Origin of the sequence: Ancylobacter aquaticus (assembly GCF_004339465.1) — a bacterium.
Taxonomy (GTDB): Bacteria; Pseudomonadota; Alphaproteobacteria; order Rhizobiales; family Xanthobacteraceae; genus Ancylobacter; species Ancylobacter aquaticus.
The window spans coordinates 1,092,067-1,107,121 of record NZ_SMFY01000002.1 but is presented as its reverse complement, the minus strand read 5'-3'; the positions used below and the strand labels follow the sequence as shown (position 1 = coordinate 1,107,121).

12 protein-coding genes are annotated in these 15,055 nt (G+C 70.4%); 5 read left to right on the top strand and 7 right to left on the bottom strand.

From position 1 onward, the window contains the following. Positions 1–42: 42 nt before the first annotated feature. The 5 genes from EV667_RS14690 to EV667_RS14670 form a co-directional block, all read right to left on the bottom strand. Positions 43–1,041 (bottom strand): alpha/beta fold hydrolase, encoded by a 999-nt coding sequence (locus EV667_RS14690; protein WP_131836048.1) that lies wholly within the window; start codon positions 1,039–1,041, stop codon positions 43–45. Positions 1,042–1,184: 143 nt separating this feature from the next. Next, on the bottom strand, positions 1,185–3,257 hold the full coding sequence (locus tag EV667_RS14685) for a hypothetical protein (RefSeq protein WP_131836047.1): 2,073 nt from the start codon (positions 3,255–3,257) through the stop codon (positions 1,185–1,187). Between the two features lie 166 nt (positions 3,258–3,423). Then, a complete protein-coding gene (locus EV667_RS14680) occupies positions 3,424–6,339 on the bottom strand; it encodes a DUF4159 domain-containing protein (RefSeq protein ID WP_207907752.1) in 2,916 nt (971 codons plus the stop codon). Then, entirely contained in the window at positions 6,336–7,283 is a 948-nt protein-coding gene (locus EV667_RS14675; protein ID WP_131836046.1) for a DUF58 domain-containing protein, read from the bottom strand. Before EV667_RS14675 ends, EV667_RS14680 begins: the two co-directional genes overlap by 4 nt. Positions 7,284–7,336: 53 nt before the next feature. Continuing rightward, positions 7,337–8,347, bottom strand: a complete 1,011-nt coding sequence (locus EV667_RS14670; protein WP_131836045.1) for an AAA family ATPase — start codon at positions 8,345–8,347, stop codon at positions 7,337–7,339. Positions 8,348–8,605: 258 nt separating this feature from the next. On the opposite strand from EV667_RS14670, the gene EV667_RS14665 reads away from it, so the two are divergent. From EV667_RS14665 to EV667_RS14650, 4 genes are read left to right on the top strand one after another with little or no spacing between them, the layout of a single operon-like run. Further along, positions 8,606–9,193 (top strand): DUF1285 domain-containing protein, encoded by a 588-nt coding sequence (locus EV667_RS14665; protein ID WP_131836044.1) that lies wholly within the window; start codon positions 8,606–8,608, stop codon positions 9,191–9,193. Further along, complete coding sequence (locus tag EV667_RS14660) at positions 9,190–9,864, top strand: CoA pyrophosphatase (protein WP_131836043.1); 675 nt, start codon at positions 9,190–9,192, stop codon at positions 9,862–9,864. Before EV667_RS14665 ends, EV667_RS14660 begins: the two co-directional genes overlap by 4 nt. Further along, positions 9,864–10,124: a DUF6111 family protein gene (locus EV667_RS14655; protein ID WP_131836042.1), complete on the top strand. Its 261-nt coding sequence runs from the start codon at positions 9,864–9,866 to the stop codon at positions 10,122–10,124. Before EV667_RS14660 ends, EV667_RS14655 begins: the two co-directional genes overlap by 1 nt. After that, the gene (locus EV667_RS14650; protein WP_131836041.1) at positions 10,121–11,326 is read left to right on the top strand and encodes a CCA tRNA nucleotidyltransferase; all 1,206 of its coding nucleotides are present in this window, start codon (positions 10,121–10,123) and stop codon (positions 11,324–11,326) included. The genes EV667_RS14655 and EV667_RS14650 overlap by 4 nt, the downstream gene beginning before the upstream one ends. A 57-nt stretch (positions 11,327–11,383) precedes the next feature. Here EV667_RS14650 and hemF read toward each other — a convergent pair whose 3' ends face one another. Both hemF and EV667_RS14640 read right to left on the bottom strand, forming a co-directional pair. Further along, on the bottom strand, positions 11,384–12,277 hold the full coding sequence (gene hemF / locus EV667_RS14645; RefSeq protein ID WP_131836040.1) for an oxygen-dependent coproporphyrinogen oxidase: 894 nt from the start codon (positions 12,275–12,277) through the stop codon (positions 11,384–11,386). Positions 12,278–12,345: 68 nt separating this feature from the next. Continuing rightward, positions 12,346–13,041 carry a VIT1/CCC1 transporter family protein gene (locus EV667_RS14640; RefSeq protein WP_131836039.1) on the bottom strand — a complete coding sequence of 232 codons (696 nt, stop codon included), beginning with the start codon at positions 13,039–13,041 and terminating at the stop codon, positions 12,346–12,348. 142 nt (positions 13,042–13,183) lie between these two features. Between EV667_RS14640 and EV667_RS14635 the strand changes: the two genes are divergently transcribed. Next, a complete protein-coding gene (locus EV667_RS14635) occupies positions 13,184–15,046 on the top strand; it encodes an ABC transporter ATP-binding protein (protein ID WP_131836038.1) in 1,863 nt (620 codons plus the stop codon). Positions 15,047–15,055 lie beyond the last annotated feature (9 nt).

The following is a 15,055-nucleotide window of genomic DNA, read 5'->3' as shown; positions in this document are numbered from 1 at the left end:
GGAGCGCGAGCATGGCCGGCGCCCGGCGCCCCGGCCAGCCCCTTACAACGCGCCGAGCAGCGCCTTGTGGAATTCCTCCGGCGCCTCGACCTGCGGCGAGTGGCCGAGCCCGTCGAATTCGACCAACCGGGCGCCGGGAATGGCCTTGGCGGTCTGCTTGCCCAGTTCCGCATAATTGCCGAGCGACTGCGAGACCTCCTTCGGGGCCCGGTTGGCGCCGGGTGCGGTCTTGTCGTTGGTGCCGATGAACAGCAGGGTCGGCACGGCTATGTTGCCGAACTCGTGGACCACCGGCTGGGTGTAGATCATGTCCGAGGTCTGCGCCTGGTTCCAGGCGACGATCTCCTTGCCCGGCCCGCCGGCGAGCCCGGCGGACATGGCGACCCAGCGGTCATAATCCGGCTTCCACTCACCGTTGTAGTAGAATTTCAGCTGGTAGTTCTTGATGCTGTCGAAGCTGGTTTTCAACTCGCCCTGATAGAGCTGGTCGATGGTGGCGTAGGGCACGCCCTTGGCCCGCCAGTCCTCCAGCCCAATCGGGTTGACCATCACCAGCTTTTCCGTCGCCCCGGGGAAGGAAAGCGCGTAGCGGGCCGCCAGCATGCCGCCCATGGAATGGCCCATGATCGTCGCCTTCTCGATGCCGAGCGCGGCGAGCAGCTTGTTGGTGTTGTCGGCGAGCTGGTTCAGGCTGAACTGGTAGCCCTCGGGCTTCGTCGAGGCACAGAAGCCGATCTGGTCGGGCGCAACCACCCGGTAGCCGGCGCCGGTCAGCGCCTCGATGGTGCCTTCCCAGGTGGCGCCGCAAAAATTCTTGCCGTGCAGCAGCACCACGGTGCGCCCGTTCGCGTCGCCTGTCGGTGCCACGTCCATATAGGCCATGCTCAGCGCCTTGCCCTGCGACGAGAGGTCGAAGCGCTTGACCTCATGGGGATAGGCGAAACCCTCCAACTGCGGGCCATAGGTCGGGTGCGTGTCGGCGAGGGCTAGGGTGCTCAGGCCGACGAGGGCGGCGGACAGGCAGAGGCGGACGGACTTCACCAGTTTGGGCTCCATGTCTCGGGAAGGCGCGGCGCGCGAACGCGGCGCGTAGCCGAGAAACTAGAGCGTCCAGGCGCGGGCGGAGGTCACAAGGCCGGGAGAGGGACGATTTACCCCCGGCCGCGCGCCCCCCCGGCAGGCGCTTACCGCCCCTCGCGTGCCCAGGCGGCGGCGACGCCCGCGAGCAGGATCAACAGGCCGGACAGGCCGGCGAAGAGCGGGAACAGGCCGAGCCCGCGCACCACGGACACCTCCCGCATCGCGACGCCCATCCAGTCCTCGCCGGCGAAGCGCTCGCCCGAGCGCACGGCGACGACGCGCGGGACAAAGCCCGCCAGATCCGCCATGCGCCAGACGCCGCCGCCCGTCGCCTCGAGGGTCGGGCGCAGTGCCTGGGTGGTCGACGTCACCTCGGCGAATTCGCGCGGGTTGAGCGGGCCGACATTGACCAGCGCGGTATGGGTGCCGTCGGTGGCGCGCCAGAGGCCCAGCCGGTCGGCAGGGAAGGTGACACGGAACAGGCCGGGGGCGGCGGGTTCCAGCGTGACCTGCCTTGTGGTGCCGGTGGGGGTGGTGATGGTCACCGGCGGGGCGCTGTCGCCCATGGTCTGGCGCTCGACCATGAGGTCGCCGCCCTGGGCGACCATGCGCAGGCGCTCCTCCTCCAGATCCGGCTCCTTCATCAGCCAGTGCGAGAGCCGGCGCAGCAGGTCGATATGCGGCCCGCCGCCCTCATAGCCGCGCGCCCACAGCCAGAAATGATCCGACAGCAGCAGCGCCACGCGGCCCTCGCCGACGCGGTCGAGCAGCACAACGGGCTTGCCGTTCGGCCCGTCCATCACGCTGGTGCCGCGCGCGCCGTCGGTATCGACGAGGCGGAAGAAGCGCGACCAGGCCGGCGGGTCGCTTTCCGAGCCCGGCAAGGCGCGGGTGACGGGATGGCGCTGGCCGGCCTCGGTGAGCTGGGCGCGGTAGGGCGTCTGCGTCATCTGCCCGGTGGGGCCGGCCGGCAGGATGGAATCGAGCGGGGTGTAATAGACCGAACCGTCGGAGACATAATCGGTGCCGGCGGCGACCAGCAGCGCGCCGCCCTCTTCCACATAGCGCACGATATTGTCGAAATAGATCATCGGCAGCACGCCCTGCTGGGCGTAGCGGTCGAAGATGATCAGGTCGAAATCCTTGATCTTCTGCTGGAAAAGCTCGCGCGTGGGGAAGGCGATCAGCGAGAGCTCATTGATCGGCGTGCCGTCCTGCTTTTCCGGCGGGCGCAGGATGGTGAAGTGGACGAGATCGACATTGGCGTCGGATTTCAGCAGGTTGCGCCAGGTGCGCTCGCCCACATGCGGCTCGCCGGAAACCAGCAGCACCCGCAGCTTGTCGCGCACCCCGTCAATGGAGACGGCGGCGCGGTTGTTGACGGCTGTCAACTCGCCCTCAAGCCCGGCGGCCTCGATTTCGATGATGTTGGCGCCGGCATGGGTGATCTCGACCTCGATTTCGGCCGGCTGGCCGGCGGTGACGATGGGGCGCGCCACCACCTCGCCGTCGCGGCGCACGGTGACGGAAACGCGGGCGCCGGCCGGGGCGCCCTCATCCTCGACCCGGTAGCCGATGGTCTGGTTCTGGCCGACGATGCCGAAGCGCGGTGTCGAGGTGAGCGCCACGCGGCGGTCGCGCTCGCCTTCCTGGCCGGAGATGATGGCATGCACCGGGGCGTGGAAGCCGAGCGCGGCGATGGTGGCGGGGATGTCGTGGACCCGCCCGTCGGTGAGGAAGATGGCGCCGGCCACCCGTTCGGGCGGCACGTCTGCGAGGCCGGCGGACAGCGCCGTGAACAGGCGGGTGCCGTCCACCTCGCCGGCGCCGCCGCCGGCGTCGATGAAGCGGATCTCGGCGCCCTGTTCCTTCAGCCGGGCGAGGCGGGCCTCCAACTCGGCGCGCGCCGCCTGCGTCATCTGGTTACGGTCGCCGAAATCCTGGCTGGCGCTCTGGTCGACGACGACCGCCACCACGGTAGAGAGCGGCTCGCGCTCCTCCCGCGTCAGCGAGGGGTTGGCGATCGCCAGCACGGCGAGCGCGATCGCCAGCGCCCGCAGCAGCGAGCCACGGGTGCGCGCGACGATGACGAGCAGCGCCACAGCGCCGGCCAGAACGGCGGCGGCGATGAGCCAGGGCAGCGGGATCAGCGGATCGAAGGCGAGGCCGAAATTCATGAGAGGCATCCGTCGGCGCGGGTGTTACCCCCTCTCCCCCCGGGGGAGAGGGATGGGGTGAGGGGTCTACGCCCACCGGCAGCGTCGTCGCCCCTCACCGACCCGCCGCGCGGGCCACCTCTCCCCGACGGGGAGAGGGAGGTGTGCTGGGCGACCTGAGGAAAACTCATTGCCCCAGCCTTTCCAGCAGCGCCGGCACATGGACCTGGTCGGCCTTGTAGTTGCCGGTCAGCACATACATGACGAGGTTGGCGCCGGCGCGGAAAGCGAGTTCGCGCTGGCGCGGGCCGCCATCGGAGACGGGGAGCATGGGCTGGCCGAAATCGTCCATTGCCCAGGCGCCGGCGAGGTCGTTCGAGGTGATGACCACGGGCGACACGCCGTCACCGGCGCGGGCGGGGCGTTCCTCCGCCTCGTCGGCGGCCGGCAGTGCCTCCACCCAGGTGGTGCCGCCGGTGAAGCGGCCGGGGAAGTCGCGCAGCAGGTAGAACGCCTTGGTCAGCACGTGGTCGCGCGGCACCGGCTCCAGTTCGGGAATGTCGAGGCCGGACAGGATGGCGCGGAGCGTGTCATTGGCGGGCGAGCCGGCGCTGCTGGAGCCGGGCAGGGTGGTTTCGGCGTCGCGGGTGTCGAAGATGACGGTGCCGCCCTGCTTCATGAAGGCGTCGACGCGCGCCAGCGTCTGCGGGCTCGGGCGCTCGGTGCCGGGGACGATCGGCCAGTAGACGAGCGGGAAGAAGGACAACTCGTCGCGGCTGATGTCGACGCCCATCGGCTCGCCGGCCTCCAGCGCGGTGCGCTCGCCGAGAAAGTCGGTGAGCCCCTTCAGCCCGGCGCGGCTGATCGCGTCGGTCTCGCCGTCGCCGGTGACGACATAGGCGAGCCGGGTGGAATTGGTCGCCTGGAGCGCGAAGTCGATCTCGCCTTGCGTCATCGGCTTTTCCAGCGCGGCGGCGGGGGGCGTGGCAGCGGGCGGCGCGCTCTGGACGAGCGGCGCGGTCAGCGGCTGGGGCTGGGCCTGCGCCCCGCCCGGCAGGAGGGCGGCGAGGCCGAGCGCCAGCAGGAGGGCGGCCGCCCCGCCCGTGGCGCCCTTTGCGGCGCGGCGGGCCGTGAGGCGGGAGACGCCGCCGGCGAGTAGGAACACGACCATCGCATCGACCAGAAGCAGCGCCAGCAGCGCCACCAATAGGGGCGCGCGCAGGTCGCGCGGGGTGCTGTCGCGGTAGGGCTCCAGCCGGCCGAGGCTTGAGAGATCGAGCGGCACCAGCGTGTCGCGCGGCAGCAGGGCGTTGACGGCCACCAGCCCGTCCGGCGGGCCGTAGAAGCCGGGCGGATGGTCGGCGACGGCGCGGTCGCGATAGCCCACGGGAATTGCCTTGGCGGTCGGCATGGTCGGGCGGAAGGCGCCGAAGCCGTCGAGCAGGCGGGTGGGGGCGAGCGTTTCGCCGTTCAGCACCGGCCCGCCGGCCGCGTCCACCGCCGCCTCGCTGGCGGTGGAACCGCCGAGCGCCACCACCCGGCGCAGCATCTCGACGAAGGCGCCCGAGAGCGGCAGGTTCGACCAGGAGGTGTCGGCGGTGACGTGGAACAGCGCCAGCGTGCCGGCCCCGCGCCGCTCGCCTGTGACGAGGGGCGTGCCGTCGGACAGCGTCGCCCAGGTGCGGGCGGCCAGCAGCCCGTCCGGCTCGGCCAGCACCTGGCGGTTCACGGTGATGTCGTCCGGCACCGGCACGTCGCGGAACGGGCCGTCGGCCGCAAAGCCGCCGAGCGACTGCGGCTGTTCCCAGGAGAGCGAACCGCCCAGCACCCGGCCGCCGCGCCGCAAGGTGACGGGGACAAGCTCGTCCGATCCATTGGCGAGGCGCGGGCCGGCGAAGCGGATGAGCACGCCGCCACCCTCGACCCAGCGGCCGAGCCGGGCCTGTGTCTCCGGCGGCAGGGTGCCGACATCGGAGAGGATGATCACCGGCAGCTTCTGTTCGATGAAGCGGTCTACCGCCTCCGCCGTGGAGGCGCCCTCGGCGGCGCGGATATCGGCGAAGGGGGCGAGCGCCCGGGTGAGGTAATAGGAGGGCGCGAGCAGCGGCTGGCGCTGGTCGGCGGCGACGCCGGAGACGACGCCCACCGCGCGGCGGCGCCAGCGCTTGTCGAGCAGCTGCACCGCGCCGGCGGACGCTTCGTCGGCAATGTCGAGCCGGGCCACCTCGTTGCGGATCTCCACCGGCAAGTCGAAGCGCGCCTCGCCCTCGGTGGCGCCGGGTTCCAGCGCGAACGGGGCCTCGCCCAGCGGCAGGCCGCGCATATCGAAGGCCCGCACCATGCCGGCACGCGGCAGGGTCTGGCGGTCGGCGCGCAGCACCTTGACGGTGAGCGCGTCGACGGCGTTGTCGGCGCCGGCCAGCGCCAGCGGCTCCGAAACCCCGTCGACCAGCGTGGTGAGCGGGCGATCCCCAATGATGGCCAGAAGGTCGGCCGGGGCGGCGCCGGGGCCGTCGAGGGCCACGCCGTCGGAGAGATAGATCACGCTCGCCTGCGGGGCGGCGGCCAGCGCCTTGGCGAGGCTGGCGAAAGCGGCGGCCCGGTCGGGCACGAAGGGCACGGGGCTAAGGGTGCGCAGGCGCTCGCGCGCCTCGTTCGGCGCCATCACGCGGGGCTCCAGCGGCGGCTCGCCGGTGGGAATGAGGATGACGCCGCGCCCTTCCAGATCGGCATCGGCCACCACGCCCTCGGCACTGGCGCGACGGGCGGCCCAGCCGGCGGCGGCCGGCCAGCCGGAATCGATGAGCAGCGCTACCGGGCCGGAAGAGGCCGGGCCGGCAACCGGCGGATTCCAGATCGGCCCGGCGGCGGCGAAGATGATGATGGCCGCCAGCAGAAGCCGCAGCACGGTGAGCCACCACGGCGTGCGGGCCGGAGTCTCTTCCTTCGGCGGAATGTCGAGCAGCAGCCGCATCGGCGCGAAGGCGATCCGGCGCGGGCGCGGCGGCACCAGCCGCAGCAGGAACCACAGCAGTGGCAGCGCAGCCAGCGCGGTGAGCAGAAGCGGGGTGGCGAAGGCGAGAGGCAGCCCGAACAGGTTCATGCCGCATGTCCTGTCTGGTCGGAGGCATCCACACCCGCGCCCTCGCGCGGCGGCACGGCGCCATGGCCCCCGCTCATGCGCGCATGCAGCGCCAGCAGCACTTCGCTGGCCGGGCGGTCGGTGCGGTGGACAAGAAAGCTCCAGGTGCGGCGCTCGGCTTCGCGGCGAATGGCGTCGCGATGGGTGGCGACGCGGGCGACATAGTCCGCCCGCACCGTCTCGGCGCGGCCGATGGTCAGCGTCGCGCCGCTTTCCGGCTCGCGGAACTCGACGCGGCCGGAATAGGGGAAGGTCTCCTCCGCCGGGTCGCACACCTGCACCACATGGCCATGGGCACCGGAGGAAGCGAGACCGGCAAGGCTCGTCACCACCTCGCGCGTCGGGCTCCACAGGTCGCCAAGCAGCACCACCTCGGCCAGCGGCGAGGGCGAAAATGCGGGCGGCAGGCTCTGCGGCAGGCTGGCGGCATGAACCAGCGATTCCGCCATCTTCTCGACGATGCGTCGCGAGGCGGACGGGTTCATGACGCCGGGAATGCCGACCCGCTCGCCGCCGCGCACCAGAAGTTCGGCGAGGGCGAAGGCCAAAATCAGCGCACGGTCGCGCTTGGTCTCCCACACCAGCGGCGAGGCGAAGACCATGGAGGCGGAGAGATCCGGCCAGATCCACACCGTGTGGGCGGCTTCCCATTCGCGCTCGCGCACATAGAGATGATCGTCGCGGGCCGAACGGCGCCAGTCGACGCGGTTCGAGGGCTCGCCATCGTTGAAGCGGCGGTACTGCCAGAAATTCTCGCCGGTGCCGGCGCGGCGGCGTCCGTGCAGCCCGTGATAGACGCTGGCCGCGATGCGGCGCGCCTCCAGCACCAGCCGCGGCATGGCGGCGATAAGGCCGGCGGCATCCTGCGCGGCGCTTCGCACGGCGGTATCGGCCTCGAACTCCACCCGGTCAGGTCTCCGTCACACGGTTACGCGGTACTTGCCGCAGTTAAACAGGTTCAGCCGATCCGCTTGGCCAGCTTGGCGATCACGCCCGGCACGGTTTCGCCATCGGCGCGGGCGGCGAAGGTGAGCGCCATGCGGTGCTTGAGGATAGGCTCGGCCAGCGCCACCACATCGTCGATCGACGGCGCATAGCGCCCGTCCAGCAACGCGCGGGCGCGCACCGCCAGCATCAGCGATTGCGAGGCGCGCGGGCCCGGGCCCCAGGAGATGAACTTCGAGAGGTCGCCCGCCTCGCTGCCCGGACGGGCCGAGCGGACCAAAGTGAGGATGGCCTCGACCACCGATTCACCCACCGGCAGGCGGCGCACCAGCCGCTGGGCGGCGGCGAGTTCCTCGGCGTTCATCACCGCGCGCGGCTTGGTTTCCTCGGCGCTGGTGGTGTCGAACAGGATCTTCCGCTCCGAATCGCGGTCGGGATAATCGACGTCGATCTCCATCAGGAAGCGGTCGAGCTGGGCTTCGGGCAGCGGATAGGTGCCCTCCTGCTCCAGCGGGTTCTGGGTCGCCAGCACATGGAAGGGCTTGGGCAGATCATGCCGCACGCCGGCCACCGTCACATGGCCTTCCTGCATGGATTGCAGCAGCGCCGACTGGGTGCGGGGGCTCGCGCGGTTGATCTCGTCCGCCATCAGAAGCTGGGCGAAGACCGGGCCGGGGATGAAGCGGAACGAGCGGCGCCCGCCGGCGCTTTCCTCCAGCACCTCGGCGCCGAGAATGTCGGAAGGCATGAGGTCGGGGGTGAACTGCACGCGCCGCGCATCGAGCCCGAGCACCACGCCGAGCGTTTCCACCAGCTTCGTCTTGGCGAGGCCGGGCACGCCGACCAGCAGCCCGTGGCCGCCGGAAAGCAGGGTGATGAGCGTGCGCTCGACCACCGTCTCCTGCCCGAAAATGACGGCGCCGATGCCGGCCCGGGCGGCGCGCACATTTGCGGCGGTGGATTCCGCCGTGCGGATGATCATGTCATCGAGGGATTCGAAATTCTCGCCGGTGGCGGACGTCATGCCGTTCTCCTGCAATCCCAAATCCCGCGCTCCACACGGCCCTACCGGGCGTGCCGCGAGACGCTCTGTGTTCCGCCTCTCCGGCATTGTGCACCGCAACAAAGCGATTGCAATGCACCATCCGCGTTTCCGTTGGTCGGGACTCGCGTGCCGGCATGGGCTTCCGAAGGGCTGAGCTTACGCTATCTTGCAACCGCGTCGACTATCGGGCGGGGGATCACGACTACGCGATTGCGTCTGTGTGACACGGATTTGTTCATGAATTCAGCGGTTTCCGGCCGATTTGACGAATTGGTGCGCGCGGTGGAGGGCGGCCCGCAGAAGGCCCTGCCGCCGCTGGAGCGTTGGAATCCGCCCGATTGTGGCGACATCGACATCGTGATCGACCGCGAGGGGGTATGGCACCATGAGGGCCGTCCCATCCTCCGGCCGGCGCTGGTTCGCCTGTTCGCCTCGGTGCTGAGGCGCGAGGGCGAGCGCCATGTGCTGGTGACGCCGGTGGAGAAACTCGGCATCACGGTGGAGGACGCGCCCTTCCTCGCCGTCGACATGGTGGTGGAGCCGGGCGAGGGGGAGCCGCGCCTGCTCTTCCGCACCAATCTCGACGATCTTGTCGTCTGCGACCGCGACCATCCGCTGCGCATCGAGACACGGGCGGATGGCGAGCCGCGACCCTATCTGTATGTGCGTCGCGGCCTGTGGGCCCGGCTGACCCGTGCCGTCTTCCTCGATCTCGCCGAGCTTGCGGAGGAGCGCGTGGTAGAAGGGCGGCCCGTGTTCGGCGTCGCTTCGGGCGGGGCGTTCTTTGCGCTGGCGCCCGCCGGGACGGTGAAGGAGGATGGATGAACGCTGTGCCTGCCACTGTGCTGCCGATGCGAGGGGCTGCCGATGGGGCGCCGCTCGACCTCGATGATTTTCTCGCCCGTGCACGCACGCGTCTGCTCGCCCTCCCGGACCTCGATGGCGACCCGGTGCGCGGCGACCATGAACTGACGCCGGAGTTCCGCGCGCTTGTCGACGCGCGGCCGGTGCGCGGGGCGGCGGTGCTGGTGCCGATCATCGCCCGCGAACGGCCGACCGTGCTGCTGACGATGCGCTCGGCGCACCTCTCCAGCCATGCGGCGCAGATCGCCTTTCCCGGCGGCAAGATCGACCCTGGGGATGACGGCCCGCTGGGCGCGGCATTGCGCGAGGCGCAGGAGGAGGTGGGGCTGGCGCCCGGCCTTGTCGCGCCTCTCGGCTATCTCGACGCCTATCTCGCCCGCACCGGCTACCGCATCATTCCGGTGGTCGGGCTGGTGCAACCCGATTTCGGCCTGACGCTCAACCCGGGCGAGGTGGACGAGGCGTTCGAGGTGCCGCTCGACTTCCTGATGAATGACGGCAACCACCAGCGCGAGAGCCGCGAATGGCTCGGCATGGTGCGGACCTTCCACGCCATGACCTATGAGAAGCGCCGCATCTGGGGCATCACCGCCGGCATTCTGCGCAGCCTCTATGAGAGGATTTACGCCTGATGGCCCGCATCCTTGCCCAGCTCGCGCTCTTCATCCTGCCCTTCCTCGCCTTCGCGCTTTATCTGCGCTACGGCCGCAAGGTCGATTCCTGGCTCGCCGGCTGGACGCTGCGGGCGATGATCGTCTGCTCGATCATCGCCGTGCTGCTGGTGGCGGGAAGCCTGTATGTGCTCGAATCCTCCTCGCGCGGGCCGACCACCGGCCGTTATGTGCCGCCGACCTGGCAGGACGGGGTGATGGTGCCGGGGCACATCGAATGAACCCCCTCGTCGCAGGCCGCCCGGGCCTTGCCCGCGTGCTGGCCGCGCTCGACGGCGCCGGCGAGGAGGCGCGCATCGTCGGCGGCGCGGTGCGCGACTGGCTGATCGGGCGCGGGCTGCGTTCCGACATCGACATCGCCACCACGGCCCTGCCGGAGGAAGTGACGGCCCGGGCCAAGTCCGCCGGGCTGAAGCCGGTGCCGACCGGCATCGAGCACGGCACGGTGACGGTGATCGCGGATGGCGAGCCCTATGAGGTGACGACGCTGCGCGAGGATGTGGAGACCGACGGGCGCCGCGCCCGGGTCGTCTTCGGCCGCAGTTGGGCGCATGACGCGCAGCGGCGCGACTTCACCATGAACGCGCTTTATCTCACCCGCTCCGGCGAACTGGTTGACCTCGTCGGCGGCGCGGCGGATGCGAAGGCGGGGCGGGTGCGCTTCATCGGCGATGCCGACACCCGCATCCGCGAGGACTATCTGCGCATCCTCCGCTTGTTTCGCTTTCACGCCGCCTTCGGCCGGGGGCCGCTCGATCCTGCCGCGCTCGCGGCGGCGATCCGCAACCGGGAGGGCCTGGACCAGCTCTCGCGCGAGCGGGTGCGGGCGGAACTGATGAAGCTGCTGGTCGCGCCCCGTGCGCCCGAGACGCTGGCGCAGATGCAGGAGGCCGGCCTGCTGGCGCCCCTGCTCGGGCGCGAGGGGGAGGTGTCCACCTTCGCCCGGCTCGTCGAGGTGGAATCCGTGCTGGGGCTGGCGCCGGACGCGGTGCGCCGGCTCGGGGCGCTCACGGTGCGCGACGAGGCGGATGTCGAAGCTCTGCGCGCCGGGCTCCGGCTCTCCAATGCGGAAGGCGCGCGGCTCGACGCGCTGGCCGGCCCCGCGCCGACGCCGGCTATGTGCGAGAAGGGGCAGAAGGCGTTCCTCTACCGCATGGGCCGCGAGGCGTTTCAGGACCGCGCGCTGATCGCCTTCGCCCGCTCGAACGCCCCGCTCGACGATGAAGGCTGGCAGGCGCTGGCGACTCTGGCGGCGGACTGGCCGATCCCGGTTTTCCCGCTGAAGGCGGGGGATTTTCTGGCGCGCGGCCTCACCCCCGGCCCCGCGCTCGGCGCCGCGCTCAAGCGCGCCGAGGAGGCATGGATCGACGCGGGCTTCCCGATGGAGGCTCAGGCGCTGGAGGGGATTCTGGAGGGAGCCTAGCTATCTCCCGCCACCGCTCATGCTTGGGCTAGATCCGGGCACCCGGTGCATCGAACCTCACGGCCATTTCACCACCGGCGGCATGGAGGAGAGGATGGAATCCACATTGCCGCCGGTCTTCAGGCCGAACAGCGTGCCCCGGTCATAGAGCAGGTTGAACTCGACATAGCGGCCGCGGCGGATGAGCTGTTCCTCGCGCGCGGCCTCGTCCCACGGGGTCGCCATGTTGGTCCGCACGAGGTGCGGATAGACGTCGAGAAAGGCGAGGCCGACCGCCTTGGTGAAGTGGAAATCGGCGTTCCAGTCGCCCGAATCCAGCCAGTCGTAGAAGATGCCGCCAATGCCGCGCATCTCCTTGCGGTGCGGCAGGTAGAAATACTCGTCGCACCATTCCTTGTAGCGGGGATAGTCGATGTGCGGGCGACCCTCGCAGGCGCCGCGCAGGGCGGCGTGGAAGGCGACCGAATCCGGGTCCTCCTGCGTGCGCCGTGCGTCCAGCACCGGGGTCAGGTCCGCCCCGCCGCCGAACCATGCCTTGGTGGTGACGACGAAGCGGGTGTTCATGTGCACCGCCGGCACGTGCGGGTTCGCCATGTGGGCGATGAGCGAGATGCCGGTGGCGTGGAAGCGCGGGTCTTCCTCGGCGCCGGGGATCTGCTTGCGGAATTCGGGCGCGAACTCGCCATGCACGGTCGAGCAATGCACGCCGACCTTCTCGAACAGCCGCCCGCGCATCAGCGACATGACCCCGCCGCCGCCCGGCGTGCCGGAATGGTCCGTGCGCTCCCACGGGGTGCGGGTGAAGCGGCCGGGGGCGCCGGGATAGAGCGTGGCGGGGGCCTCGTCTTCCAGCCTCTCGAAGGCGGCGCAGATGCGGGTGCGCAATTCCTCGAACCAGGCGCGCGCGGCGACCTGGCGGCTCTCTGTGTCGGCGGCGATCTCGGCGGTCATGGCGGCTTTTCCTGCGGAGGGGCGCGGCCCGCTTCTAGCCTTTTGCGCCCGAGCCCGGAAGGGCGGGGCTACACCATCGTGCCCGACAGCGCGCCGATCGCGGCGGTGGCCGCCATCGCCAGTGCGCCCCAGAAGGTGACGCGCAGCGCCGCCCGGGCCGGGTCGGCACCGCCGGCCTTCGCCCCCGCCACGCCGAGAATGGCGAGGAACACCAGCGCCGCGACGGAAACGGTGATCGTCAGCCCGGAGAGCGGCGCGAGCAGCGCGGTGGCGAGGGGCAGGGCGGCGCCGGCGGCGAAGCTGGCGGCGGAGGCGAGCGCGGCCTGCACCGGGCGGGCGGCGGTGATCTCGTTCATGCCGAGCTCGTCGCGCGCATGGGCTTCCAGCGCGTCCTTCGCCGAGAGCTGGCGGGCAACCTCCCGTGCCAGCGCCGGGTCGAGGCCGCGCCGGACATAGATCTCGACCAGTTCCTGCTCCTCGCCGGCCGGGTCGGCCGCGAGTTCGGCCCGTTCGCGGGTGAGGTCGGCCTGCTCGGTATCGGTTTGCGAGGACACCGAGACATATTCGCCCGCCGCCATCGACATGGCGCCCGCCACCAGCCCGGCAATGCCGGCCAGCAGCACCGCGTCGCGCCCTGCACTCGCCGCCGCCACGCCGACGATGAGGCTGGCGGTGGAGAGGATGCCGTCATTGGCGCCGAGCACGGCGGCGCGCAGCCAGCCCGCGCGGTCGACATAATGGTTCTCGTCATGGCGCGAACGCATGGCCTGTCTCTCCTGAACGGCACGGCAGACTGAGCGGCCATCGTAACATTCGCATGATACCGCTGAGCGGACGCTGACAGGCCGCGTGATTCCGGGCATGGGCGACACAAAGGTGCCGCATCGGCGGCGCAGAAGGCGGCCCATGTTCGCGCGCATCTTTGCCCTGTTCGAGAAGCTGGTCGATCCCTTCCACCCGACGCCCGTCGCACGGCCGCCGGAGGGCCTTCTCGCGTTCTACTGGCACTTCGTGCGGCAGACCGGCTGGGTCTATGTAGCCGCGCTTGCCGCCGCCTTCCTCGTCGCCATCATCGAGGTCTCGCTTTTCCGCTATATCGGCCAGATCGTCGATCTCGTGCAGGCTTCCAGCCCGCAGACGATCTTCTCCGACCATGGCGCGCTGCTGCTGTGGATGGCGTTCGTGGTGGTGGTGGCGCGGCCTTTGGCCAATCTGCTGCACGACGTGCTGGTGCGCCAGTCGATCACCGCCAAGGTCGGGCCGATGATCCGCTGGCAGTCCTATCGCTGGGTGATCCGCCAGAGCGTCGGCTTCTTCAACAACGATTTCGCCGGGCGCATCGCCACGCGCGTGCTGCAGGCCGGCCCCGCCGTGCGCGGCTCGGTGGTCGAGGTGATCGACGCGCTCTGGTACGCCGGCATCTACGCGGTGAGCGCCGTGCTGCTCTTTGCCGAGGCCGACTGGCGGCTCGCCATGCCCATGGTGGGGTGGATCGTCTTCTACGTGCTGGCGCTGGCGGTGTTCGTGCCGAAGATTCGCCATTTGTCGAAGCGCACCGCCGAGAGCAATTCGGCGCTCACCGGACGGGTGGTCGACAGCTACACCAACATTCTGACGGTCAAGCTGTTCGCCCATTCCGACCGCGAGGACCGCTATGTCCGCTCGGCGCTGGCCCGCAACATCGACGACAACAGCCGCCAGCAGCGCCACATCACCCGCATGGCCTTCACCGTCAGCGTGCTCAACAGCCTCATGCTGGGCGGCATTGGCGGGCTCGGCCTGTGGCTGTGGTCGGTCGGGGCGATCAATCTCGGCGCCATCGCGCTCTCCACCGGCCTTGCCATCCGCATCACCAACATGTCCGGCTGGATCATGTGGGTGGTGACGGGCGTGTTCGAGAATGTCGGCACGGTGCAGGAGGCGATCACCACCCTGTCGCGCCCGCGCGAGGTGGCCGACGCACCGCGTGCCCCGGCGCTGGACGTGCGCGCCGGCGAAATCCGCTTCGAGAACGTCTCGTTCCATTACGGCAAGGGCTCGGGCGTCATCGAGGGCCTCGGGCTTACCATCCGCCCCGGCGAGCGGGTCGGGCTGGTCGGCCCCTCGGGTGCCGGCAAGTCGACGCTGATGAGCCTGCTGCTGCGCTTCTATGACCCGGAGGGCGGGCGGGTGCTGATCGACGGGCAGGACGTGCGCGGGGTGACGCAGGATTCGCTGCACGCGCAGATCGGCGTGGTGACGCAGGACACCTCGCTGATGCACCGCTCGGTGCGCGACAACATCGCCTATGGTCGCCCCGACGCCAGCGAAGAGGACATCCGCACCGCCGCACGGCGCGCCCATACGGACGGGTTCATCGACACGCTGTCCGACCCGCAGGGCCGGGTGGGGCTCGACGCCCATGTTGGCGAGCGCGGGGTGAAGCTCTCCGGCGGCCAGCGCCAGCGCATCGCCATTGCCCGCGTGCTGCTGAAGGACGCGCCGATCCTCATTCTCGACGAGGCGACCTCGGCGCTCGATTCGGAAGTGGAGGCGGCGATCCAGGCCAATCTCGACGAGCTGATGACCGGCAAGACGGTGATCGCCATCGCCCACCGCCTCTCCACCATCGCCCGCATGGACCGGCTGGTGGTGATGGACCACGGGCGCATCGTCGAGACCGGCACCCATGCCGAGCTGGTCGCCAGGGGCGGCCTCTACGCCCGCCTCTGGCACCGCCAGTCCGGCGGCTTCATCGACGCCGAGGAGATGGACGCGGCGGCGGAGTAGGGGCGCGCG

Bases quoted from the DNA above. Each gene is read 5' to 3' on its own strand.
- EV667_RS14685 (WP_131836047.1), bottom strand. From the start codon at position 3,257: ATGAATTTCGGCCTCGCCTTCGATCCGCTGATCCCGCTGCCCTGGCTC.
- EV667_RS14680 (WP_207907752.1), bottom strand. From the start codon at position 6,339: ATGAACCTGTTCGGGCTGCCTCTCGCCTTCGCCACCCCGCTTCTGCTC.
- EV667_RS14670 (WP_131836045.1), bottom strand. From the start codon at position 8,347: ATGACGTCCGCCACCGGCGAGAATTTCGAATCCCTCGATGACATGATC.
- EV667_RS14665 (WP_131836044.1), top strand. From the start codon at position 8,606: ATGAATTCAGCGGTTTCCGGCCGATTTGACGAATTGGTGCGCGCGGTG.
- EV667_RS14660 (WP_131836043.1), top strand. From the start codon at position 9,190: ATGAACGCTGTGCCTGCCACTGTGCTGCCGATGCGAGGGGCTGCCGAT.
- EV667_RS14655 (WP_131836042.1), top strand. From the start codon at position 9,864: ATGGCCCGCATCCTTGCCCAGCTCGCGCTCTTCATCCTGCCCTTCCTC.
- EV667_RS14650 (WP_131836041.1), top strand. From the start codon at position 10,121: ATGAACCCCCTCGTCGCAGGCCGCCCGGGCCTTGCCCGCGTGCTGGCC.
- hemF (WP_131836040.1), bottom strand. From the start codon at position 12,277: ATGACCGCCGAGATCGCCGCCGACACAGAGAGCCGCCAGGTCGCCGCG.
- EV667_RS14640 (WP_131836039.1), bottom strand. From the start codon at position 13,041: ATGCGTTCGCGCCATGACGAGAACCATTATGTCGACCGCGCGGGCTGG.
- EV667_RS14635 (WP_131836038.1), top strand. From the start codon at position 13,184: ATGTTCGCGCGCATCTTTGCCCTGTTCGAGAAGCTGGTCGATCCCTTC.